Source organism: Arthrobacter sp. PvP103, assembly GCF_017833075.1.
GTDB lineage: Bacteria > Actinomycetota > Actinomycetes > Actinomycetales > Micrococcaceae > Arthrobacter.
Window position 1 is genome coordinate 3,751,987 of sequence record NZ_JAFIBQ010000001.1, and the last position, 23,972, is coordinate 3,775,958.

Genomic DNA, 23,972 nt, shown 5'->3' on the forward strand with positions numbered 1-23,972 from the left:
GTTGGGGGTATGGGGCATCGGTTTTTGCCTCCCACATCCTATGCGGTGGACCCTGCGGACTCCGATTCGGCTTCCGCCAGCTTTTGCGCAGCCGCCGTGATGTTGTGTGACATCGCCGGAAAAATGACGCTATGAAACGGCAATACGGCGAGCCAGTACAGCTTGCCGCTGAGACCTTTCGGGAAGAAGATGGCGCGCTGGCGGTAGCGGCTGCCCGTGCCTTCCGGTTCGACCGACAGCTCCAGCCATGCACGGCCGGGGGCGCGCATTTCCGCGCGGAGCCGCAGCATCCGGCCGCGGTCAATCCGCTCTGCACGCCACCAGTCCACCACCTCGCCCTCGGCAAGCAGATGGGGGTGCCTGCGGCCGCGGAGCAGCCCGGCACCTCCGGTCAGTTTGTCCAGCCAGCCGCGGACCTGCCATGCCAGCGGCAGGGAGTACCAGCCGTTGCGGCCGCCGATCCCCTCGATGATGGTCCAGACATACTTGGGGTCCACCGGGCTGGAGTAGCTTCGCTCGTCGACGTACACCCGGTGGCCGGCCCAGTCCGGGTCGCTCGGCAAAGGATCGGCGTCCGCGCCGGCGCTGGCCCAGGTGGTTTCCACCTGCGCGTCGCGTTCCTTGCCCAGGGCGAGGGACACGGCACGGCGGTAAGGTGTCAGGCCGCCCTCGGGCAGCGGAACGTAGTCGTCGATGTCGTGCTCGCGCGCCACCGCGTCGTGCTGGAGTGATTCGACGAGCGGCAACGACATGGAGAGGGGGATGGGCGTGGTCAGGGCCACCCACATCCCGGCGAGTTTCGGTGCCGGGATGGGCAGGGCAAGCACCACGCGGTAGGGCAGGCCGGCCTCGGCCGCGTACTCCTTCATCATTCCGGCGTAGGTAAGGACCTGCCGGCACCCGATGTCGAAAGTGCGGTTAATGTGCCCTTCCAGCGACGCTGCCGCAACGAGGTAGTAGAGCACGTCCCTGACGGCGATTGCCTCGATCCGGTTCCGCACCCAGCTCGGCGCGGGCATCAGGGGGAGGGTCTCCGAGAGGTGCCGGATCATCTCGAAAGAGGCTGAACCGGAACCGATCACCACTCCCGCCTGGAACACCACTGCGTCCACCGGACTCGCGAGGAAGACCTTGCCCACGGCCTCGCGGGAGCGCATGTGGGTTGAGAGTTCCGCGCCTTCCGGGTGCAGGCCGCCAAGGTAGACGATTCTCTCCACCCCGGCGTCTTCCGCCGCCTTCGCGGCGGTTTCCGCCATGGCTTTCTCCTTGGCTTCGAAGCCAGCGCCGGTGGCCATCGAATGGACCAGGTAGTAGAGCACGTCGACGCCGTCCAGCGCCCCCCGGAGCATGTCGCCGTCGTCGAGGCTGCCCTGGATGACCTCCACCTTTTCCAGCCATGGGACGCCGGCGATCTTCGCCGGTGTCCGGACCACGACTTTCACCGTGTGCCCGGCTTCGAGGAGGCGGGGGACCAGCCGGCCGCCGATATAGCCGGTGGCACCGGTGACAAGCACGGTTTTCGGGATGCCGTTCATGTGGATCTCCTTGGAACGAAAGCGGAGTGCGTCGGTGCACAGCCAGCTTAGCAATCCAAGTTTTTCCAAAGGCCGCTGATCGATGCTGGGGCCATCCAGTGAACCGAGCGACCACGTTGAGGGGGGAGCCGGTATGAACTCGATGGAGGAAAGTCATGGCTAAACATCGTAAGTCCCGTAAGGGGGTCAACATGCCCCGTTCGAAAGCTTCAGCCCCAGCTGTAACTCGCAAAGTCACTGCGGGCGCGCTGGCCCTTTTGATCGGAGCGGGAGTTGTCCCGTCAGTGCTGGCACCAGCGGTCTCCGCGGCCCCGACGGGCCAGGGATTCACACTCAATGCCGGCGATATGCGTTTCATTCTCAAGCAGATCAAAATCGCCGAAAACAATGCGACAAAAGAGGATGCGCAGGGAAATGATGTTCCCGGCCAGCCGCTCCTGGGTAACGGACCGAACCAGATTGCCAGCCCCCTGCTCCCCTATGGTCTCCGCACGGTGGACGGCACGGATAACAACCTGGTGGCCGGCCAAAGCGGCTACGGCTCCGCCAGCCGTGAGTTCCCCCGGTTGTCGGACCCGGAATGGCGCACGTCGTCCGGCGGGCAGAGCTACGAGTCCGTCAACGCTAACGTCACTGACAACGGCCCGCGTTTCGTCAGCAACGTCATTGTGGACCAGACCGCAACCAACCCGGCTGCCGTAGCCGCGGCGGGCCAGGCCCATCGCACGGTTAATGACGGGCCCACGGCTGTGCCTTGCGACGGCAACGGACTCCCGGAAAACTGCGTGCCAGAGGGGGAGACCCTGGACATTCCCAACGTCACCACGGACTTTGGTCTCTCCCCGCCGTATAACGGCATGTTCGCGCTGTTCGGCCAGTTCTTCGACCACGGCGTGGACTTCACCAAGAAGACCAAGAACTACGTCATGATGCCGTTGTCGGAGGACGATCCGCTCTACGTCCCGGGCGGCCGCACCAACTTCATGCTGCTTAGCCGGGCCGAGAACCAGCCCGGTCCTGACGGCGTCCTGGGAACAGCCGATGACGAGCAGAACGGTACCAACACCGACTCGCCGTGGGTGGACCAGAGCCAGACCTACTCCTCGCATTCGTCCCACCAGGTGTTCCTGCGCGAATACACGCTCGACGAAAACGGGGATCCTGTCTCCACCGGCGAACTCATCGAGGGTGAACCGGGCGGTATGGCAACGTGGGCCCACATCAAGGAACAGGCCCGGACGATGCTCGGGCTCGAACTGTCCGACGTTGACGTCGCAGATGTCCCCAAGCTGGCGACCGACCAGTACGGCCGCTTCCTGCGCGGGCCGAACGGACTCCCGCAGTACGAGACCGCAACCGGGCGCGTGGAAGGAAACCTGGCCGCCCCGGTGGCTCCCCCTGCCAACGTGGAACGGATCGGCATCGCCTTCCTGGACGACATCGGCCACAACGCGGCCCCCTTCAACTCCCAGACCGGTGCCCCGCTGCAGCCGGACGATGACGCCGACGTCAATGACGTCAACCTGCCGCGTCCTGCGGGCCGCTACGACGACGAGATGCTGGACAAGCACTTCATCGCCGGCGACGGCCGCGTCAACGAGAACATCGGCCTGACGGCGATCCACCAGGTGTTCCACTCCGAGCACAACCGCCTGGTGGGCTATATGGAGGACCTTCTCACATCACAAAATCTGGACCTCAACGAATGGAAGCTCCCCAACGGCCAGTGGAATGGTGAGCGGCTGTTCCAGGCGGCACGCTACGTGACCGAGATGGAGTACCAGCACATCGTGTTCGAGGACTTCGCCCGCAAGATCCAGCCCGGGATCAACGGGTTCAATGTCTTTACGCAGTCGGACACCGGCATTGATCCAGCGATCAAGGCGGAGTTCGCCCATGCCACGTACCGGTTCGGCCACTCGATGCTCACGGAAACCGTTGATCGCAAGATGAACGATGGCACGGACATCGGGATGCCGCTGCTGGACGCGTTCCTCAACCCGCCGGCGTACTACGAAAGCACGGCCGGCACGCTGACTCCGAAGCAGGCCGCTGGCGCCATCGCCATGGGCATGACGGACCAGGTGGGTGCCGAACTCGACGAATTCGTCACCGATACGCTACGGAACAACGTCCTGGGCCTGCCGCTGGACCTTGCCTCGCTGAACCTGGCCCGCGGTCGGGATACGGGTATCCCGTCCCTGAACAACTTCCGCGGACAGCTGTACGCGAGCACCGGTGAGTCCTCGCTGAAGCCCTACACCAGCTGGGTGGATTTTGGCCAGAACCTGAAGCACCCGGAGTCCGTGGTGAACTTCATGGCTGCTTACGGCTCCCACCCGACCATCACGGCCGCAACGTCGATCATTGACAAGCGTGCTGCAGCGCAGCGGCTGTTCGACATGGACACGACGGACGCGTTGACCCCTGCTGACTCTTTTGAGTTCGTCAACAGCGCCGGAGCCTGGGCAACAGACCCCACCGGCCTGGACAACGTGGATCTCTGGGTTGGTGGCCTTGCGGAACGCCAGAACCTTTTCGGCGGACTGCTGGGCTCGACGTTCAACTACATCTTTGAACGCCAGATGACGGACCTCCAGGACGGGGACCGGATGTATTACCTGTCCCGCACGTCAGGGCTGAACCTTCGCACACAGCTGGAAGGCAACTCGCTGGCCGAGCTCATCATGCGCAATACGGATGCGGAAGCCCTCAAGGCAGATGTTTTCGGCGTGGCTGACTGCGAGTTCGAGCTCAGCCGCATATCGGCAAGCACCGGAAATTCCGTCGCCGACGACCCGGCCTCCGCCTGCGACGAATCCGCGCTGCTCATGAGGATGGCGGACGGCACCATCCGGTACCGCGCCAGCAACTCGGTGGATCGTCCGGGCCTCAACGCCCAGTCCACTTTCAACGGCACAGGGCTCGACGACCGGATCTGGGGCGGCATCGACAACGATACGTTCTGGGGTAACAACGGCAGCGACATCATCGAAGGCAACGATGGCGCCGATGTCGTCCTTGGCGGCGAAGGCAACGACCGGATTACCGACTCGCACGGTGACGACGTCCTCAAGGGCGGGCCCGGAAATGACGCGATCGACGCCGGCCCCGGCCTGGACATCATCATGTCCGGTGAGGGCCACGACTTCTCCAACGGCGGACTCAACGGAAACGAGACCTTCGCCGGCGAAGGCAACGACCTGGTCCTCTCCGGCGACGGGCCGGACGCGGTGTTCGGCGGCGGCGGCGATGACTGGCAGGAAGGCGGCAACTCCAACGACCTGCTGCAGGGCGACAGCGGAGCGCCGTTCTTCGACGACATCAACGCTCCGGGCCATGACGTCCTGATCGGCGATTCCGGCGAAGACGATTACGACGCTGAAGGCGGCGACGACGTGATGGTCGCCGGACCCGGCATCGAACGGAACCACGGCGTGTTTGGTTTCGACTGGGTCACGCACGCACGCTCGGTCGAACCGGCCGATTCCGACATGCGCCAGATCATCGTCGACGGACCCAACGCACTGAAGGACCGCTTCCTCCTTGTGGAGGCCCTCTCGGGCTGGGACAAGGATGACGTGCTCCGCGGAGACGACGAGGTGCCCTCTGTTCCCAACACCGAGGTCAATGTGGACGGCCTGAGCAATGAACTCGACGCGGCCGGCATTGCGCGGATCAACGGCCTGGCCGACCTGCTGCCTGCAGGTGCCACCACCTTCGGAGCCGGCAACATCATCATCGGCGGCTCCGGGAGCGACCAGATCTGGGGTAACGGCGCCGATGACATCATCGACGGCGATAAGTGGCTCAACGTCCGGCTGAGCGTCCTCGATGGGCCAGACGGCTCCGAGATCAGGACGGTCACCTCGCTGACTGAGCTCCAGGCCGACATCATGGCCGGGACCATCGACCCCGGCAACGTGAGGATCGTCCGGGAAATCCTTTCCAGCCCGGGTGAAGCCGATATCGACACAGCCGTGTTCTCGGGGGCAATGGACGAGTACGACATCACCACCGTCAGCGGCGTCACCACCGTGGCACACACAGGCGGCAACGGCGACGACGGCACGGACCGGATCACCAACGTTGAGAGGTTGCGGTTCACTGACCAGACCGTGGACCTGACGGCACCGGTGGAGCCCGTTGTCGAGGCTCCGGCCGCCCCAGTAATCGGTGCAGCCATCGCTGGAAACACGACGGCAACCGTGACCTTCACGGCTTCCGCTGGTGAGTTCCCGGCTGACTCGTTCAGCGTCGTGGTCCGCGCGGGCACCACCGTGGTTCGCACGATCGAAGGTGTTCCTGCCAACGACACCAGCCTCCTGGTGGTGGGCCTGACCAACGGTACGGCCTACAACTTCCAGGTCCGTGCGGTCAACGCCGGAGGCGAGAGCCCGCTGTCGCCCGCATCCAACGAAGTGACGCCAACGGCGCCGGTAGTTGTTCCTCCGGCGGTCTCGCCGTTCACGGACGTGCCCACCAGCCACACGTTCTATAAGGAAATCGCGTGGCTGGCCGAACGCCGGATTTCCGAGGGCTGGCCTGAAGCGGACGGTACGTTCACCTACCGGCCGTGGGCCAATGTGAACCGTGACCAGATGGCAGCCTTCCTCTATCGGATGAGTGGCACCACCGACTACACGGCACCTGCGGTCTCGCCTTTCACGGACGTCCCCACCAGCCACACCTTCTACAAGGAAATCTCGTGGCTTGCCGATCAGGGCATCTCCCAGGGGTGGCCAGGCGCTAACAACACGGCGACGTTCCGTCCGGCGGATACCATCAACCGTGACCAGATGGCGGCGTTCCTCTACCGGATGAGCGGCACTACCGATTACACGCCGCCGGCGGCGTCTCCGTTCATTGATGTTCCTACCAGCCACACGTTCTACAAGGAAATAGCGTGGCTTGCCGATCAGGGCATCTCCAACGGTTGGCCGGAGGCTAACAACACGGCCAGCTACCGTGCTGGCGAGAAGATTAACCGCGACCAGATGGCCGCTTTCCTTTACCGGATGAGCAACAGGGCGGTCGGCTAGCACCCGCGCCCGGTCACCAACCAAAGGCAGGCTCCGGAGCATCTGGGGCCTGCCTTTGACTGTAAATTCTTCACTCCCTATCACCTGCGTATGCTACTCACTCAGGCATCACTCCAGTCACTCCCATTACTTGCTAGGACATGTCGGGTACTCGTGTTTGTGGAGGCCGGGATACCCGGCTCAGCCAGGGATTTACGCGTCTTTTCCTTTCGCGGAAAGACAGGTATTTGGAACGCTTGGTGGGGCCTTATCCAGCGTGACACGGTGGATTTGGAAGGCCGGACCAGAAGCATCGCACCGCTGCCTGGTCCCGCCGGAAAACGCATGGGGCGTTTTCCGTGGGGAAAATTGGAGAGCATCGTGGGGACAACTCCTGAATTATCAACATCGATATCTGTTCGATTGTTCGGAATGTTTGAAATCCGGCGCAATGGGGCGATGCTTGCCGCAGCCGACATGGGCGGATGCAAACCGCGGCACATTCTGGAAATCCTGCTGCTGAATTTGGGCAGTCCTGTATCCAAGAGCCGGATCATAGAAATTCTGTGGGGCTCCAGCGCCGGCGGCGGAACAACTGCGACGCTGGAGAGCTACGTGTGCGGCATCCGGCGGGCGATCCAGCCGGGGAACACCAGGAACGGCCCGCTCCGGACGGCCAACGGCGGTTATGTCCTGGACCCCTCGCTGGTGGACCTGGACCTGTGGACGTTCCGCCGGCTGGTGCGGGATGCCGGCCAGGCAGATCCCCGGGACGCGTATGCCATGCTGACGGAGGCCCTGCGGCTATCGGCCGATCCGCTGCTCGGGTCAGAGCTGGCCTCCGACTGGGCCGATGAAGCCAGGACGCGGCTCAGCGCCGAACGGGTGGAGGCCCAGGTCCTGGCCGCAGAAACAGCGATCCTGCTAAACCGCCCCACGGAGTCCGTGTTCTGGGCGCAGTCGGCGGTGGCATCCGATCCCCTCAACGAACGGGCCTGGACCGTGCTGGTGACGGGCTACGAACTGTCCGGGCTTCCGGCCGAAGGCCTGTCTGCCTACGCCCGGTGCCGAAGGATATTCGACCGGGACCTGGGCTGCGCGCCGGGTCCGGCGCTTCAGGCGGCGCACCTGCGGCTCCTCCGCCGGCGCGCCGAAGCGGATGTGGAGCTGACAGAAGCACTGGCTGCCCTGCTGTACCTGGGCGAGTCAATGAAAGGAACCCGCCACGGACAGGAACCCGGCGCGGATCCCTTGTTCACCCGGGAGAACGCCGGACGCATCCTTGATTCCTTTCTGCAGCGCGCCCGGGCCGCGGTCTGACGCCCTAGTACACAGGCATCGCACGCAGGCTCCGCGGTCGCGGTAGGCTGGGAAGACCCGGGATTCTCGCGAATTTCGGGTTTTCGTGTTGCCTGCTTTCCCGTGATCATTTCAGGAGCTTCTGCCATGAGCCTCACCGGCCCGTCACTTACAGGCCTTCGCCGCGCGCTCGCCGGAGACACAACGTTTGCCCGCGTGCAGGCTGAAGCGTCCCGGAGTTTTGGAACCCGCAGCGAGGATTATCAGATCAGTGCGCCGGCCGGGCTGCGCGCGGCGCTGCTGGCGGAGATGTCCGACGGCCTCGCGGCGCTGCACTCCGGCGACGGCGCGTCCCCGGCGGCAAGCAACGACGACGGCGGGGCACCCCTGGTGCTGGCCGTCACCGCCACCGGCCGGGAAGCGGAGGACCTCACCGCGGCGCTGCGGGCGTTCCTGCCGGCCGGTTCCGTGGCCGAATTCCCCAGCTGGGAGACACTCCCGCACGAACGGTTGTCCCCGCGTTCAGACACTGTTGGCCGCCGCCTGTCCGTGCTGCGCCGGCTGGCCCACCCGGAGACGGCCTCCGGAGGGCCGCTCCGCGTAGTGGTGGCGCCTGTCCGCGCCGTGGTTCAGCCGATCGTCGCAGGTCTGGGCGACCTCAAGCCCGTCACGCTGAAGGTGGGCCAGGACGCCCCGTTTAGCGACGTGGTCCGCAGCCTCTCCGACGCCGCCTACGCCCGTGTGGACATGGTGACCCACCGCGGCGAGTTCGCGGTCCGCGGCGGCATCCTGGACGTCTTCCCGCCCACGGAGGACCACCCGATCCGGGTGGAGTTCTTCGGCGACGAGGTGGACCAGATGCGCTGGTTCGCCGTGGCGGACCAGCGTTCCCTCTCATCTCCCGGCCTGCACCACCCCACTGAACTGCATGCGCCGCCGTGCCGCGAGATCCTGATCACCCCCTCCGTGATGTCCAGGGCCGCCACGCTCAAAACCGAGCTGCCCGCGGCTGCCGACATGCTCGAAAAGATCGCCGGGGGCATCACGGTGGAAGGCATGGAGTCCCTGGCACCCGTGCTGGTGGACGCCATGGTTCCCTTCGTGGAGCAACTGCCTGGCGGGTCCATCTCCGTGGTGATCGAACCGGAAAAGGTCCGCACGCGCGCCCACGACCTCGCCGCCACGAACGAGGAATTCCTCGAGGCTGCGTGGTCCACTGCCTCTGACGGCGGCACGGCGCCTCTTGACCTGAGCTCCGCCGCCTCGGCCGCCCTCCACTCCGCCAGCTTCCGGTCCCTCACGGAAACGCGCACTTCGGCCCTCGGCCAGGAGGTCTCGTGGTGGTCCATCACCTCGCTGGCCACCGACGAAGAGCTGACGCCGGACATCAACGTGCTCAACCTGCACGCCCGGGAGCCCCGCGGCTACCAGGGGGACGTAGCGGAAATGATGGAGTTCATCGGTTCGCACGTCCGGGACCAGTGGCGCATTGTGGTGGCCACGGAGGGCCCAGGCCCGGCCCAGCGACTGGCCGAGTTGTTCCATGACGCAGACATCCCCTGCGCCCGGGTCGACTCGCTCGACCACGAGCCCCAGCCCGGCATCATCGAGGTGACCACTGCCGCCGTCGGACGCGGTTTTGTCCTGGACGGGCTGAAACTGGGCCTGCTGACGGAAGCGGACCTGCTGGGACGCACGTCCGCGGGATCCACGAAGGACATGCGGCGCATGCCCTCCAAGCGGCGGAACGCCGTGGACCCGCTGCAGCTGGTGGCGGGCGACCACGTAGTCCACGAACAGCACGGCATCGGCCGCTTTGTGGAGCTGATCCAGCGGAAGGTGGCGGGAGGCGGAGAGGGCGTCCGCGAATACCTCGTCCTGGAATACGCTCCGTCCAAGCGCGGCGCCCCCGGCGACAGGCTCTTTGTGCCCACGGACCAGCTGGACCAGGTCACCCGCTACGTGGGCGGTGACACTCCCGCGCTCAGCAAGATGGGCGGCTCGGACTGGGCCAGCACCAAGTCCAAGGCACGCAAGGCAGTCAAGGAGATCGCCGGCGAACTCATCCGGCTGTATTCGGCCCGGATGGCCTCCAAGGGCTTCGCCTTCGGCCCCGACACCCCGTGGCAGCGCGAGCTGGAAGAGGCGTTCCCCTATGTGGAAACCCCGGACCAGCTGACCACCATCAACGAGGTCAAGGCGGACATGGAACGCGAGATCCCCATGGACCGGCTGGTGTCCGGCGACGTGGGCTACGGCAAGACCGAAATCGCCGTCCGCGCCGCCTTCAAGGCCGTCCAGGACGGCAAGCAGGTTGCCGTGCTGGTGCCCACGACCCTGCTGGCCCAGCAGCACTATGAAACCTTCACGGAACGGTTCTCCGGCTTCCCGCTGCGGGTGAAGCCGCTGTCCCGCTTCCAGGCATCGAAGGAGGCCAAGGAGACCGCGGAAGGCGTCAAGAACGGTTCCGTTGACGTGGTGATCGGCACGCACCGGCTCCTGTCCAAGGACTTTGCGTTCAAGGACCTGGGCCTGGTGATCGTGGATGAGGAGCAGCGGTTCGGCGTCGAACACAAAGAAGCGCTCAAGAAGATGCGCACCAACGTGGACGTCCTGGCCATGAGCGCCACACCGATCCCGCGCACCCTGGAGATGTCGCTGACCGGCATCCGTGAGACGTCCACCCTGGCCACCCCTCCGGAAGAGCGCCACCCGGTGCTGACCTATGTGGGCCCGTACACGGACAAGCAGACTTCCGCGGCCATCCGGCGAGAACTGATGCGCGAGGGCCAGGTGTTCTTCGTCCACAACCGCGTGTCCTCCATCGAACGGACCGCCGCCAAGATCCGTGAGCTGGTGCCGGAAGCCCGGGTGGAGGTGGCCCACGGCCAGATGTCCGAGAGCCGCCTCGAGCAGATCATCGTGGACTTCTGGGAGAAGCGCTTCGACGTGCTGGTGTGCACCACCATCATCGAAACGGGCCTGGACATCTCCAACGCCAACACCCTGATCGTGGACGGGGCGGACAAGTACGGACTGTCCCAGCTCCACCAGCTGCGCGGACGCGTGGGCCGCGGCCGCGAACGCGCCTACGCGTACTTCCTGTACCCCTCCGAGAAGCCGCTGGGCGAGGTGGCGCTGGAACGGCTCAAAGCCGTGGCAGCGCATAATGAGCTCGGCGCCGGCATGCAGCTGGCGATGAAGGACCTCGAAATCCGCGGCGCGGGCAACCTGCTGGGCGGCGAACAGTCCGGCCACATCCAGGGCGTGGGCTTCGACCTCTACATCCGCCTGGTGGGCGAAGCCGTCGCGGACTTCCGCGGCGAGGCCGAGGAGAAGGCCGCGGAAATGAAGATCGAGCTCCCCGTCAACGCCCACCTTCCGCACGACTACGTGCCGGGTGAACGGCTGCGCCTCGAGGCCTACAGAAAGCTGGCGTCCGCACTCACGAACGAAGCCATCGACGAGGTCCTGGCCGAACTGGTGGACCGCTACGGCGAACCGCCGCTGCCCGCCCAGAACCTGATCGCCGTCGCACGCTTCCGGGTGGGAGCCCGCGAAGCCGGGCTGTCCGACGTCGCCCTGCAGGGAAACTTCATCAAGTTCTCCCCGGCACAGCTGCCCGAATCGAAGACCATGCGGCTTGCCCGGATGTACCCGGGCTCGCAGTCCAAGCCTGCCCTGGACGCGGTGCTCATCCCCAAGCCCAAGACGGCCCGGATCGGCGGCCGCGACCTGCAGGACGCCGAGATCCTGGAGTGGGCCAACGGCGTCATCCGGAACATCTTCTCCGACGCCCCGCTCGCAGTCGGTTAGCCGCATGATGGGAGGACACCACGCCGCGTCAGGAGCCGCGGCGTGGGTAGCTATCGCCTCGACGGGGCCGTACACCCTGGGCTGGTACCCGCTGGACGCCACCGGAATCCTGATCGGCGGCATGGCGACGGCGGGAACCGCGCTGGTGTGCGACTGGGACCACCGGCACAGCACCGTGGCCAATTCACTGCCGCCGCTGTCCAACGTGATAGCCGTGGGGATCGAAAATGCCAGCGGCGGGCACCGGCAGGGGACGCACTCGGTGCTCGGCGCTGCCTTCTTCGTGCTGCTGGCCACCATTGCCGGGCAGCTCCAGCTGCACACGGACTGGGGCCTGCTGTCAGTGGGTGCCGGCCTGCTGTGCATGTTCATGATCAACATCGCCGCCAAGGCCTTGAAGTTCTTCCCCAAGTCAGGCTTCATCAGCAACTGGCTCTTCGCCCTGACCATGGCCGGACTGGTCACCTGGTTCGCGCCGGACCAATGGACCTGGCTTCCCGTCTCCATGCTGACCGGGGTGGCTGTGCACATCGTCGGCGACATGATCACTACCGGGGGAGTGCCCCTGCTCTGGCCGATCGTGATCAAGCCGCCCCGGTTCCTGCGGAAGCTTCCGGTGCTCAACGACGTGTGGAAGGCGAACGGCGCGTTCTCCATCCCGCTGCTGGGACGGGCCGGCTCCCGGCGCGAGTGGCTCGTGCTGATTCCCGTCAGCGCCTACGCCATGGTGGGGATGTGCGTGGCGGCCTGGGCGCTGGCCAGGGCACATTTCCCGGCAGCGCTGGCGCTGGGAAGCACCCTGGTCAACAGCCTGTTCGGCACGGGCTGACCGCGTTAAACAGCTGAGGCCCCCGGATGATCCGGGGGCCTCAGCTGTTTAACGCGAAAGTCTTAGTTCTCGCCGGCCGAATCCGAACGGCCCAGGAGGGTCTGCGGGATCCAGAACGCAGCGGCGAAGAGGATCAGGCAGACGGCCATCGGCCACGGGTTGCCCAACGTCAGGAAGGACAACGAGTAGATGGAGCCGAGGAACAGGGCCATCATGACCACGAAAACGGCGATGCTGCCGGCGAGGCTGTTCTCGTTCTGAGGGGTCTTGGGGCTATCAACGGTCTTGGACATTCATTCCTCCTCGGCCCCGCAGGGCTCAAAACGCCCCGCAGGGCTCAAAAACTGTGGCGCTTCCGGAACCGGTCAGTACGCGGACGAACCCTGTTCGCCTTTGACGATCGCAATTCCGGAGCTGGCGCCAATACGTGTTGCACCTGCAGCAATCATAGCCTGAGCGTCGGCCAGCGAACGCACGCCGCCGGAGGCCTTGACGCCGACATCCGGGCCCACCGTGCGGCGCATCAGGGCTACGTCCTCCACCGTGGCGCCGCCGCCGTTGAAGCCCGTGGACGTCTTGACGAAGTCCGCGCCTGCTTCCACTGCCGCTTCGCACGCGAGGACCTTCTGGGAATCGCTGAGCAGCGCCGTTTCGATGATCACCTTCAGGATGGCGTCGCTGCCGTGCACGGCCTCGGCAACGGCACGGATGTCATCAACCAGCGCGCCTTTGTCATCGGCACGGGCGGCCGCGATGTTGATCACCATGTCCACCTCGTCGGCGCCGTCCAGCACGGCACCGCGGGCTTCGAAAGCCTTGACGTCGGTGGGAGTGGCGCCGAGGGGGAAGCCCACCACCGAGCAGGTCAGGACGCCCGAACCCTTGAGCGCGGTGGTAACGGTCTTGACCCACACCGGGTTCACGCAGACGGATTTGAAATGGTACTCGGCGGCCTCCGAGCAGACCTTGAGGATCTCCGCTTCACTGGCCTCGGGCTTCAGCAGCGTGTGGTCGATGAAGGAGGCTATTTCTCCGGGTGCGGTGGCCCCGGGGGCTGTGGGGCCGGCGGGGGCTTCAGACACGCCGGCCGCGGTGGCTTCGTTGCTCATGGTGGTCCTTCCTGGTGGGCCTGCCGGGCCTTGTGGGCAACAGGCGCCGTGTTCTTCATGGCTTCTCAGGTGACCATCTTGCCACAACGGGGCTAGGCGGCAGCGGGCACAGGTTCCTGCCGCGTGGCCTGCATCAGCTGGGCTGCGCAGACGCCTGCCGCGGAGCCTGACGCCACGAGGAGGCCCAGGCGGACGCCGTCGAACGAGGCGGCGTCGCCGATGGCCCAGATTCCCGGAACGGACGTCCGGAAGTCCTTGCCGATCACGATCCCGCCGTTAGCTGCCGTCTCAAGGCCGGCGCTCGCCGCCAGGCCGTCGCGGGCCACCCGCTCCTCGGCCAGGACCACCAGGTCGCCGTTCATGCTGCTGCCGTCCTCGAACACGATCCCGGCGGCGGGGAGCACCGAACCCGCCAGGGTGGGGACCACCGCGGCGGGCCGGAGCGTGGTGCGGATGGGCCGGACACCGCGGGCCCGCAGCACCGCTTCGGCCTGTCCGGCCTCAGGGCCCGTTCCCACAAGGATCCCCAGCGGCCTGCGTCCGAGGACGCGGGTGACTTCCTTGACGGCGTCACCGATCCGGGCGGCGTCGTCGATGGTGGAGTAGCTGAGGCACCGGCCGGCACCGTCCACGGGAGCCAGGGCAGGGGCGGAGCCGGTGGCAATCACCAGCTGGTCGTAGCTGAATTCCATGCCGTCCGCGGTGGCCACCATGCGGTTGGCGGCATCGATGAAGCTGGCCGGCTGGCCGAAACGGACGGAAACCTGGGGAAGGGCTGCCAGTTCCAGGAGCTCGGACGGGGCGTCGTCGCGGTTGCTGAGCACTGTGATGACGCCTGCGAAGCGGGACCTCTCCAGCTGGCCCACCAGGGCGCGTGCAGCGGGGCCGGCGCCGGCGATGACCACCCGTGGTGCCGGGGACGACGCCCGGACCGTGGCGGAGGAGGAGATGGACGGTGCCGGAGCGGACATGTGAAGGCCCTTTCGCTGGTGAGGCCCTTGCCAGGCCCGGGTTGGTGATGGGAATCAGCCTAGGCGCACGGTTTTTCGAGGGTGTTTCCCGGTTGTTGCCGGAATGTCCCTGCCCGTTCCACGGTGTTTACCAGCCGGCAACAAACGTGTCCTTTGATGTGTTCCGGCTCACTATGAGGGCCCTGTAGCCAGCCTTGCCCTGCTCTTCATGCCCAGCCATACCGGCGGAATGCCTCCCGGAGGCCTCCGGCCACGACTTTTGCGACGACGCCGGTGCGTTCTCCGGGACCGTGCGCACCTGCCGGTTCCACCGAGGCGATCAGGGCTGCCGCGTCCGCCAGTCCCATGGTGACCGGGGCATCCAGCAGTGAGCCCACGGTGAGGCGGGCCTGCCTGGTGTCCTCCCAGGCGTCCGGTCCGGGATCGTCGTGGAAGACCCTGGCCAGGGACAGCCGGTGCCAGGCGCCGCCCGCGTGGACGGACGCCCGGTAGGTCACCGACTCGCCCCGGACGTCCACCCGTCCGCCCGCCAGGAACATCCTGGAACCGAACGGCGCGTGGTCGAGGAAACCCGTGAGGCCGGCCGCCGCGCCTGAACCGTCCAGGGGCAGGGCCACCGTGACCGTGAGCCGAACGTCCTGACCGCCGGCCTCACCGCGCAGGCGCTCGGTGAAGCGGATGCCGGCGGGCGGTTCCGCCATCGCAGTGCAGGATGCGTCCTTGGGCAGGCCTTCGGCGGTCATTTCCTTGAGATAGCTGCGGGCGTCCCGGTACCCCATGGCGATCAGCGTGTCCGCATCGATCCGGTTGAGGTAGAACTCCGGGTCCAGCGGGAGGGGGTTCTCCGGCCTGACCACGTGGAGGATGAAGTCCCGTCCGGCCGCTCCCGCAGCCTCGAAATCTGCCAGCAGCGCGCCCATGGCGCTCATCTCGATCATGTGTACGTACTGCTCCAGCGGACCGTCGCCCCAGTACCCGGTGTTGCCGATGCACCAGACCAGCCAGACCTCGTCCGCGCCGCGGCGGAGGGCTTCGGCCACGTTGGCGTCACGGATCCAGACCGCATCCGTCCAGACCTTCCCCTCCCGCCGTAGCGGTGTGAGGAAAATGGGCAAGGACATTCCCGCCGCCAGTAGTTCGGCATCCACGTCGCGGGCGTCGATTGCGTGACAGCGTTTTTCGGTGAACTCCACCACGTTGAAGGTGCCTTCGACGGCGCCCGGCAGGGCGGCGCGGCGCCGGATCTCGCCTTCGTTGATCCCGAGGGCGGGGAACACCTTGCCGAGCAGGCCGCCGGCGTCGCCGATCGCGGGCAGCGACCACGGCCCCTTGACGTAGTCGCCCAGCGGCAGCGCCGAGCCGAAATCCTTGACGTTGACAGCGGACCAGTTCCGGCACATGTCTGCCGGGGACACTCCGGAGAGCATCATGCCGGCCGTCAGGATGCCGCCGGACGTCCCGTCCACGTGGTCAAAGTGCAGCCCCTCTTCGGCCAGTGCACGCACCACTCCGGCCTGCCACGCCACGCGCATGCCGCCGCCGGCCAGGACCAGCGAGCGCTTCACGGTTGTGCCCCCGAACCGGGGCCGTAGCCTCCGCTGGCCCCTCGCAGGTAGACCACGCGGCGCAGGTAGATGAGGCACAGTGCCGCCGTCGCAAGGTCGAACGCGGCCACGGCCAGCGCCACCGGCGCGAAGACGCCGTTGAGGACACCGATGGCGACGGCGGCGCATGCCCCCGCCTTCTGCACGCCGGACCACAGCAGCACCTCGGCCGCGGGCTGCGGGCGCAGCAGCGTGTGGAGCAGAAGCCCGCCCACCACCACCATGAACATACCCACCGTGGCGAACAGCTGGCGTGCCGAAGTCGTCGGCTCCGCGCCCAGCAGCTCCAGGACGGCGCCGCCGAACGGGATCTGCACCGCACCGGAAAAGACGGTGACGACGGCGATCGCGGCCAGGACGGCGCGCAGCGGATCGGCCGCGATCCATGCGCCGACGCCGGGAAGGGCCGCACCGGACGGACGAACCGCCCCGCTCATGCTGTGCCCTGCTTATATTGGGTCCTGCTCATGCGAACGCCTCCCACAGCCGGCCCCGGTCCACCAGCAGCCAGACGATGGCAAGCCAGGTGAGCGTGGAAACGTAGAAGCGGATGTCGTTGAGCAGCATCCACCGGCGCAGCAGGGAACGCAGTTCGGCGTCGTCGGCAAAGTCTCCGCCCCGGATCCTGATGTTGACGGGAATGATCATGGCCTGGCCCACCACGGTGAGGGTGATGATCCCGAGGAGGCACAGCACCGCGGGGATGATCCGGACCGTGCCCCATTCGGTCCAGACCAGGATGATGCCGCTGATGAACATCGGCGGGACCACCACGGTGAAGAACTTGGTGGCCTGGCGGGTGGGGATGCCGAAGTGCATGTCCACGTTGCCGCGGTTCAGGGACTCCCAGGTGGGGTAGAGGAAGAACTTCAGCACCCACATGGTGCCCACGTACATGGTGGCGCCGAACAGGAAGTACAGCGCGTTCAGCAGCAGGAGCCAGTTCACCGGGTGTCTCCGGTGCCGGTGCGGGCCGTGGTGCTCCGGTCCGGCGCGGCCAGCCATTCCTGGCCCTGGCCCAGGCCAACGACGGATTCGAGCGGGTCGCCTCCGGGGATCCGGGCGGCTTCCTCGGCCGTTGGTGCCGTGAGGAACCAGGCCTCGTAGTGGTCGTCCAACACTCCGTGGGCTTCGGGCAGGTAGGCGGTGAACACCGGGTTCTCCGCCGGCTGGAGGTTCTTAAGGGCGGCAACGCCGGGCGCGTCGCCCAGCACCAGCCGGGCCCTGGCGTCGCCACCCAGGGCAATGTCCCCGGTGGCTTCGAAATAGATGTCGGACTTCATGAGCATCCCGCGGAAGGCGCAGTAGTTGGAGGCGGCGAGCTTGACCGGGATGCCCATCGCCAGGGGCCGTTCAATCTCGATAAAGCAGCCCAGCCTGCCGCCGTCGTCGTACTGCGCCGAAACCGCCGCGTCGGTGACCACGAAGTCCAGGTTGGCCTGGTGCTTGGGCATACCCCAGATGCCCTTGCCGCCTTTGACGGAAACCTCGGTGCTGACCGGCAGGTCCACCACGTACTGGCCCAGTCCGAAGGTCTTTTGGAAGACCAGCGGCAGCAGCGGAGGTGCGGGCCGGGAGCCGTGCGTGACGGCGATGGCCAGCGAGTATTCGATGTATTTGCCGATGTCCGTCGACTTGTAGTTCACCACGGTGACCACCAGCAGCCCCTTGCCGCCCAGACTGAACGGCCGCAGTTCCGTGCCGGGCAGGATGGCAGCGGCCGCGCGCTTGTTGATGGGGAAGGCCGCCATCAGCACCGGGGAATCGTCGGAGTTGACCGGCATGGAGTACTTGATGCCGTCCACCGAGGCATGCTGTCCGCGCAGGCGCTCCTGGCGGTGCGGCACGGGTGATGGCACGAGCCGCAGCAGGGAAGCGGCAAGACCGATGAGTTTGTTCATCTGTTCAGCTCCTTGAGGATGACGGGGTAGGTGTCCGCCCAGGCGCGGGCACCAAAGAAGACGTCAAGGTGCCCGTACCCGGACAACAGGTGCAGGGAATCCTTGCCGGGCCGGTGGTCCTGGAAGAAGGCGAAGGTCCGTTCCTGGCTTTCGGGCAGGAAGCAGCGGTTGTTGCGGCCGGCCAGGAAGGAGAATCTGGCGTCGGTCTGCGGCGCTTCGGCCAGGAAGTTCGCGGGCAGTTCCGGGTGGTTTCCCGCGGCCACCATGCGTCGGGCCAGAACGCTGCGGCCCATCTCGGACAGGAAAGTGAACGGCACCTCGGCAAACTCCCCGCTGATCCAGTTGTGGGTGGCCTCGTCCAGGTTCTCGTGCGACCAGAGCGCGGGCCGGCCGCTGCCGTACGTGAAGCTGACCAGCCGGCAGACCAGGTTGTCGCATTCGTGGTGGGTGGCCTTGACCATGGACCTGAGGATGCGGGAGAAGTACCCGTTGGATTTGTAGCCCCACGCAGGTGATAGATAGGGCGTGAACGGCTTCAGCAGCTCGGCCAGGTAAGTGATCTTGATGACCGACCATAGCGGGATCACGGGATGCAGGGACACTGCGTTCGACACCACCGTATCCACCCGTGGCAGGAGCCCGGCCACGGCCGCCATGGTGAAGGAAACCGACCCCTGGCAGTGGATGACCGCCTTCAGCGTTTCGGCGCCGGTGACTCCCAGGACGTAGTCGACGGCGGCAGGGTGGTCGTACACGGCGGCGTCGCCCAGCGTCCACGAGAGGGGTTCCAGGTCGATGGAGGCCCGCCAGTTCAGGAGCCAGACGTCCCAGCCATCTTCCAGCAGGGCGTCCACCAGGGTCCGCGGCAGCGGAGGCCGGAAAAGCTCGGCGCGGACCCCGGCCCCGTGGACCAGCAGCACCGGCCCTTTATCCGGAGCTCCGGCGTCGGGCGGTGCAGCGGACGTGACGTGCACCAGGGTCAGGGGCGTGCCGTCTCCGGCGGGAAACGGGATGACTTCCGTGACGTGGTCCGCCCGGGTGACGGTGCGGGGGCTGTTCATTGGCCGAATCCTTCCCTGGCGATGGTGACCGGCGGTTCGAAAAGCCGGAGCGGCGGCAAGCCGCCGGCGGGCACGGGGCGGAGGCCGCCGTCGTCGTTTTCCGCCAGGGTCCAGTCCCGGCAGACGCGGTCCACTGCCACGGGATAAACCGTCAGGTTGCCGTCTGCCGTGATCCGGATCCGCAGGAAGCCCTTGTGGTCCTCAATGGCCTGGCCGGACATGGCCCACGACGCCACTTCTCCGCGTGGCGTGCCCAGGATGAAGAGCGCGAACGCTTCGCTGCCGGCAGCAAACCCGGTGGCGAAGATGATGGCGAGTACCAGCGCAAGAGTCAGGAAGGGCGGCCATGCCGCCTGCCACGGAAGGAGGAGGACGACGGCGATCCCCGCACCGAGCGCCGAGAGCTGCCACAGCGCACCGCGGGCAACGGTGAACCCGGCGCCGTTCTCCCGGGGATCGCGGGCGAGGCCGAGCGCGGTGCCGAGGGTGACCAGCAATAGGAGCAGGAACAGGGGGACTGCGAGGATGGTCAGCGCAAGGAGCCCGGTGTTGCCTGCCCTCAGGCTGAGCAGGCTGTCCACGAAGGAGAGCCCGCGGAAAGCACTGAAGACGGTCCAGAGCGTCAGCGCAGCCACCACGTGCGCGATGCCGAGTGCCGAGCCGAAGCCCGGGTTCCGCAGCGGAAGCCAGAACGGCGTCAGCGGATTGGCCAGGCGTCCGCGGAACTGCCGTGACTCGGCCGCGCCCGGGAAGGTTCCCGGAGCCAGGGCGAAGCGTCGCCCGGGGCCGGGATTGCTCCGTGGTTCTGCCGCGGCCGGGGCGCGGGGCTCGGTGCCGGTGAGGGCATGTGCAGGCTGGTGCGCCGGCAGCGTGAGCTCCGCAGGCAGCCACCGGGCGTCCAGGAGGAACGCGCCACCCAGGCCGCAGGTGATGAGCTGGGTCCGGCGCGGGTCGTCCCCGGGCCGGGTGCCGGTCCGTTCGCCGGCCTCTTCCGGTGCCTGTTCCTCGTAACGCGAATAGTGGTGCAGGTCCCCGGTGAGCCACAACCGCACGGACGCCCCGGTTTCCTCGAACAACCCGGCGCGGCGGTTGAAACGGCGCCGCAAGTAGTCCTGCTCGAAGAAATGCACCTGCCGGAAGGCATTCGCGTTTTCGGTTTCCCGCACCCAGTAGGGGGCTGCCACGCAGAGGATGATGGCATCGCCGGGCCGCAGCCTGGTGGTCACCGTGTTGTAGAAGTAGTCCAGCTGCGGTTCGTCGATGTACTGGCCCAGCTGGCTGTCCAGCCCCACGAGCCACCAGCCGGGCGAGTCATCCCCGCCCGTCAGCCGGAGCGCGAAGTAGCTGCGCGTCTGGATGGTCCGCCAGCCGCCGATGTTCCGTTGCCGGGTGAAGAGCCGGATGAAGGACGTCAGGCCGTCGTACCAGTCATGGTTGCCGGGAAGCGCCAGCAGCACGCCGTCCCGGCCGGGGGAGCGGCCACCGGGCAGCGCGGTCCGGTACGGCCCCACCATGCGGTCTTCGTAGGCGGCGGGCGCGGCCACCGGATACACCTCGTCGCCGCCCAGCACCAGAACTTTGCCGCGGCTCAGTTCATGCCCGTCCACCAGCAGCGACTTTTCGGCCAGCAACGACGCCACCGTGTAGGTGGCATCAAAGCCGTCGCCGAGGTCGGCCGTGAAATCCAGCCACAGCGTCGCGGCCCCGGAGTCCCCGGATCCGTGCGCGAGGGCGGCTCCCCGGCCGTTGGATTCCCCGGCGGGTTCGTCGGAGCGTGACGGGCGCTGCGTTCCGGGCAGCCCCAGGTCGCGGACCACCGGCTGCGCGGGCTGCCCGGGCACGGGCAGCCGGTCCAGGTCGAGATCGTAGCGGGGGAAGCCGCCCTCCAGCTCACGTTTGTCGCCGAAATCGGCGAAGACGGACGCGAGGACAACCCGCACGGCGGTCCTGCCCAGCTGGGCCGGGGCGAGCCAGCGCACTGCGTCCCGCGGAGTGAAGCCAAGTCTGTCGCTGTGCTGAGCCAGCTCAGCCCGTTTCATGCCCCGTCGCCCTTCACTGCCGGCCGGCGGACCGGCCGTGTATCCGGCGGCCGTACACCTGCCAGAGCTCGCCAAGAAAGACCTTGCCGAATGCTGCCAGGGCGCTCGCAGGGTTCGGTCCCGCGACGCGGAACGTTGTCAGTTGCCGGGCGAAGTCCCACGGCCGGATGAACAGCATCCCTGCGCCCGCCACCACGGCCGGGCCGTGCGGGGCGGCCGCCTGCGGAGCGGTTGAGACCGGCAGCTTCGGGTCCGGGGGCGGAACATGCCCGCGCAGGACGCGGACGTACAGTGTGGTGGTGTCACCCCAGACGTCGAAGCCTGCATCGTTGCGGACGTCCTTGTGGCCCACGAAAGTCAGCGGAGTGCCGCCCGGATCGCGCAGCCAGAGCCGGTAGAGCATCTTCCGGCCGGCAGGTTCAGGGCCGTCCTTGACGAAGAGATTGAACCAGCCCCGTTCCACTGGCAGGCGGCCGCCGAACTGGTCGGCCAGGACGTAGCCCTCAGCAGTTGCCGGATGGAGCGGATCACGCACGAACTCGTCAATGTCAGCGGCCGTGATGGTGAGTTCGAACATCATCCGGCGGCTGCGGTCACGGCCCAGGCTGCGTCCCTCCTCAGGATCCGTGACGCCGGCGCTGAACCACCCGTGCATCTGTTCGGTGAAGCTGACGGAGGACGGCCCTGTTTCGGCCAGTTCGGTTTCCTCCTCGATCTCAGCTTCCTGCAGTGCCTCGCTTTCGGGGAGCATCATTTCGGGGGAGATGCCCGCCTCCGGGGATACTGCGGATGGCAGGCCCAGCGAGCGGCTGGCGGCCCGCGGGACGAACGTGCCTTCTTCGGCCGGGGCCTTGGCACCTTTCGTGGCGTCGGGCACCAAGGCGCGAAGCGGCCCCGGCTGGTAGCCGGTAATCCCGTCGTCGAAAGTCACACCGCCGGTATTCCCGGGCGGGAACCCGGCAGTGTCCAGGCCGCCGCGCTGCCGGTCCGCTCCCGTTCCGTTCAGGATCCGGTCGCAGGCCCGTTCGGCAAATGCGGCGATGGTCAGGGCGGGGTTGGCTCCCACCGGACCGGGCATCACGGCTCCGTCCACCACGTGCAGCCCGGGGTAGCCAAAGACCTCACCGTAGGAATCGCACACGCCTTCGCTGCTGTTCCGTCCTGCCGGGGCGCCGCCCAGCGGATGCACGGTGATGACCCGTTTGCTCCACCAGAGCGGATTCTGCTTGAAGCTCCCGCCCAGTTCCGTGGCGATCGCCTGCATCGTGGCCTGCATCCGGCCGAAGTACGCGGCCGAGGTGGCGAGGGTCCAGTTGATGGCCAGCCGGCCGCCCTGGAGGGTCATCACGCCGTCCGGTATGTCCCGGCCCATGCCGAGCAGGGGCACGGAGGACGCTGACAGCCGGCCGTCTCCCAGGGCCGCGGCAAGATCGGCGGAGATGTTGGAGCGCTGGGCCTGGAAGAGCCGGTCCTTGAGGAGCTGCACCATCACTTTGCCCGCGCGCTTCGCCACCTGGCGGAACTGTCCGGTTTCCAGGAGCCAGTTCATGAACGACGGGTAGCCTGCGTCTTCGATGTAGTACCCGCGGCCGTCGCCGCCGTCGGTGGAGTCGGGCGTGCGGATAGCCGTGGTGATGACCGGCCCCACGCTGCCCGACAGCGTGCGCGTGACGCCGTCGGGGTCCTTGGCGTCCAGGACGAAGCCCAGCAGGTCCCCGTTCCCGCTGAACCTGGTGCCCAGTGCGGGGCTCAGCGCGGGAAGCGAGGCGCGGTTGCGCAGCAGCAGGAACGTGGTGCCGAACGTTCCGGCGGCGAGGATGAGCCGGCGGCAGTGGATTAGCTGTTCGCGCAGGAGCCCGGGCGCGTTGTCGGCGGGATCGTGGACGACGTATCGGACTTCATAGCCGCCTCCCGGAAGGGGACGGATGCCGCGGACGTCGTGGTGGGTCCGGATGTCCGCGCCGGCAGCCTTGGCCGCGGACAGGTAGTTGTGGTCCAGGGTGTTCTTGGCGCCGGTGTTGCACCCGATGTCGCATTCGCCGGAGAGGGTGCAGGTGGTGCGGACCGTCCCCTCGCCATGGACGCTTCCATACGGGGCGGGCGGCAGCACCTGGTTCCTTGCGGGAGCCGCACCAGGGGAAGCCGCAAAGGTGACGGCGATGGGCGGTCGCGTGATGCTGAGTCCGAGTGCGCGCGCGGCGGCTTCCATGGCCAGGGTCTTGGGGGTGTCCTGGTAGGGGTAGGGCACGGGGCGGAGCATGGCTTCGGCGGCATCGTAATAGGGCTCGAGGTCCTGCCTGCTGAACGGCCAGCTTTCGTAGCCTCCGCCGGGAACGGGGGATTCCTGGACAAACCAGTTCTTGTCCTTGCGCAGCAGCACGTTCGCGTAGATCAAGGATCCGCCGCCCAGGCCGCTGGAGACGATTCCTTCCAGGCCCCGGAAGGTCCAGGCATCAAAGAGACCGTACAGGCCCTTGTCCGGATCCCAGAAATTCCGGCCCATCTCGGACGGTGTCCTGGCGAAGCTTCCCGGCGGGTAGGCCCTGCCCCGTTCCATCAGGACCACGGACTGGCCGCCGGCCGCCAACCGGTAGGACGCTACCGATCCGCCGAAGCCGGAGCCCACCACCACGGCGTCCACCGACTCCGCGGGATCATCGTCGCCTTGCACCACCGGTTCCACGCAATTCCCCCTGGAAGAGCTGACTCGCCGAACACCCCTGCGGCCGCGCACCAGAGCGGTACGGAGGCGGCCTCGGGGCGGTCAGACGCAAACCATAGCGACAT

Annotated in this window: 15 protein-coding genes; 4 read left to right on the top strand and 11 right to left on the bottom strand. The window is 66.9% G+C overall.

Going from position 1 to position 23,972, the window contains the following annotated elements:
- Positions 1–38: 38 nt before the first annotated feature.
- Positions 39–1,535 (bottom strand): SDR family oxidoreductase, encoded by a 1,497-nt coding sequence (locus JOE41_RS17245; RefSeq protein WP_209753068.1) that lies wholly within the window; start codon positions 1,533–1,535, stop codon positions 39–41.
- A 191-nt stretch (positions 1,536–1,726) separates the two neighbouring features.
- Here JOE41_RS17245 and JOE41_RS17250 point away from each other — a divergent pair, with 191 nt between their 5' ends.
- The 4 genes from JOE41_RS17250 (at position 1,727) to JOE41_RS17265 (ending at position 12,500) form a co-directional block, all read left to right on the top strand.
- The gene (locus JOE41_RS17250; protein ID WP_245200754.1) at positions 1,727–6,577 is read left to right on the top strand and encodes a peroxidase family protein; all 4,851 of its coding nucleotides are present in this window, start codon (positions 1,727–1,729) and stop codon (positions 6,575–6,577) included.
- A 411-nt stretch (positions 6,578–6,988) separates the two neighbouring features.
- Positions 6,989–7,876, top strand: a complete 888-nt coding sequence (locus tag JOE41_RS17255; RefSeq protein WP_245200755.1) for a BTAD domain-containing putative transcriptional regulator — start codon at positions 6,989–6,991, stop codon at positions 7,874–7,876.
- 126 nt (positions 7,877–8,002) lie between these two features.
- On the top strand, positions 8,003–11,671 hold the full coding sequence (gene mfd, locus JOE41_RS17260) for a transcription-repair coupling factor (protein ID WP_209753071.1): 3,669 nt from the start codon (positions 8,003–8,005) through the stop codon (positions 11,669–11,671).
- 4 nt (positions 11,672–11,675) lie between these two features.
- The gene (locus JOE41_RS17265) at positions 11,676–12,500 is read left to right on the top strand and encodes a metal-dependent hydrolase (RefSeq protein WP_209753072.1); all 825 of its coding nucleotides are present in this window, start codon (positions 11,676–11,678) and stop codon (positions 12,498–12,500) included.
- 62 nt (positions 12,501–12,562) lie between these two features.
- On the opposite strand, the gene JOE41_RS17270 is transcribed toward JOE41_RS17265, so the two are convergent.
- From JOE41_RS17270 to JOE41_RS17310, 10 genes are all read right to left on the bottom strand, one after another.
- Complete coding sequence (locus JOE41_RS17270) at positions 12,563–12,793, bottom strand: hypothetical protein (RefSeq protein ID WP_011691108.1); 231 nt, start codon at positions 12,791–12,793, stop codon at positions 12,563–12,565.
- A gap of 72 nt (positions 12,794–12,865) precedes the next feature.
- On the bottom strand, positions 12,866–13,609 hold the full coding sequence (gene deoC / locus JOE41_RS17275) for a deoxyribose-phosphate aldolase (protein ID WP_245200756.1): 744 nt from the start codon (positions 13,607–13,609) through the stop codon (positions 12,866–12,868).
- Between the two features lie 92 nt (positions 13,610–13,701).
- A complete protein-coding gene (locus JOE41_RS17280; RefSeq protein ID WP_209753073.1) occupies positions 13,702–14,580 on the bottom strand; it encodes an FAD-dependent oxidoreductase in 879 nt (292 codons plus the stop codon).
- Positions 14,581–14,786: 206 nt separating this feature from the next.
- Positions 14,787–16,145 carry a patatin-like phospholipase family protein gene (locus JOE41_RS17285; protein WP_307800718.1) on the bottom strand — a complete coding sequence of 453 codons (1,359 nt, stop codon included), beginning with the start codon at positions 16,143–16,145 and terminating at the stop codon, positions 14,787–14,789.
- Positions 16,142–16,621, bottom strand: a complete 480-nt coding sequence (locus JOE41_RS21065; protein ID WP_245200757.1) for a hypothetical protein — start codon at positions 16,619–16,621, stop codon at positions 16,142–16,144. The genes JOE41_RS17285 and JOE41_RS21065 overlap by 4 nt, the downstream gene beginning before the upstream one ends.
- A 28-nt stretch (positions 16,622–16,649) precedes the next feature.
- Positions 16,650–17,132, bottom strand: a complete 483-nt coding sequence (locus JOE41_RS17290) for a hypothetical protein (protein ID WP_011691112.1) — start codon at positions 17,130–17,132, stop codon at positions 16,650–16,652.
- A complete protein-coding gene (locus JOE41_RS17295; RefSeq protein WP_209753075.1) occupies positions 17,129–18,085 on the bottom strand; it encodes an acetoacetate decarboxylase family protein in 957 nt (318 codons plus the stop codon). The genes JOE41_RS17290 and JOE41_RS17295 overlap by 4 nt, the downstream gene beginning before the upstream one ends.
- Positions 18,082–19,146 (bottom strand): triacylglycerol lipase, encoded by a 1,065-nt coding sequence (locus tag JOE41_RS17300; RefSeq protein WP_209753076.1) that lies wholly within the window; start codon positions 19,144–19,146, stop codon positions 18,082–18,084. The genes JOE41_RS17295 and JOE41_RS17300 overlap by 4 nt, the downstream gene beginning before the upstream one ends.
- The gene (locus JOE41_RS17305) at positions 19,143–21,185 is read right to left on the bottom strand and encodes a hypothetical protein (RefSeq protein WP_209753077.1); all 2,043 of its coding nucleotides are present in this window, start codon (positions 21,183–21,185) and stop codon (positions 19,143–19,145) included. The genes JOE41_RS17300 and JOE41_RS17305 overlap by 4 nt, the downstream gene beginning before the upstream one ends.
- 13 nt (positions 21,186–21,198) lie before the next feature.
- On the bottom strand, positions 21,199–23,856 hold the full coding sequence (locus JOE41_RS17310) for a GMC family oxidoreductase (RefSeq protein WP_307800719.1): 2,658 nt from the start codon (positions 23,854–23,856) through the stop codon (positions 21,199–21,201).
- Positions 23,857–23,972 lie beyond the last annotated feature (116 nt).

Bases quoted from the DNA above. Each gene is read 5' to 3' on its own strand.
- JOE41_RS17265 (WP_209753072.1), top strand. From the start codon at position 11,676: ATGATGGGAGGACACCACGCCGCGTCAGGAGCCGCGGCGTGGGTAGCT.
- deoC (WP_245200756.1), bottom strand. From the start codon at position 13,609: ATGAGCAACGAAGCCACCGCGGCCGGCGTGTCTGAAGCCCCCGCCGGC.
- JOE41_RS17280 (WP_209753073.1), bottom strand. From the start codon at position 14,580: ATGTCCGCTCCGGCACCGTCCATCTCCTCCTCCGCCACGGTCCGGGCG.
- JOE41_RS17295 (WP_209753075.1), bottom strand. From the start codon at position 18,085: ATGAACAAACTCATCGGTCTTGCCGCTTCCCTGCTGCGGCTCGTGCCA.
- mfd (WP_209753071.1), top strand. From the start codon at position 8,003: ATGAGCCTCACCGGCCCGTCACTTACAGGCCTTCGCCGCGCGCTCGCC.
- JOE41_RS17255 (WP_245200755.1), top strand. From the start codon at position 6,989: ATGTTTGAAATCCGGCGCAATGGGGCGATGCTTGCCGCAGCCGACATG.
- JOE41_RS17250 (WP_245200754.1), top strand. From the start codon at position 1,727: ATGCCCCGTTCGAAAGCTTCAGCCCCAGCTGTAACTCGCAAAGTCACT.
- JOE41_RS17305 (WP_209753077.1), bottom strand. From the start codon at position 21,185: ATGAAACGGGCTGAGCTGGCTCAGCACAGCGACAGACTTGGCTTCACT.
- JOE41_RS17245 (WP_209753068.1), bottom strand. From the start codon at position 1,535: ATGAACGGCATCCCGAAAACCGTGCTTGTCACCGGTGCCACCGGCTAT.
- JOE41_RS17300 (WP_209753076.1), bottom strand. From the start codon at position 19,146: ATGAACAGCCCCCGCACCGTCACCCGGGCGGACCACGTCACGGAAGTC.
- JOE41_RS21065 (WP_245200757.1), bottom strand. From the start codon at position 16,621: ATGAGCGGGGCGGTTCGTCCGTCCGGTGCGGCCCTTCCCGGCGTCGGC.
- JOE41_RS17270 (WP_011691108.1), bottom strand. From the start codon at position 12,793: ATGTCCAAGACCGTTGATAGCCCCAAGACCCCTCAGAACGAGAACAGC.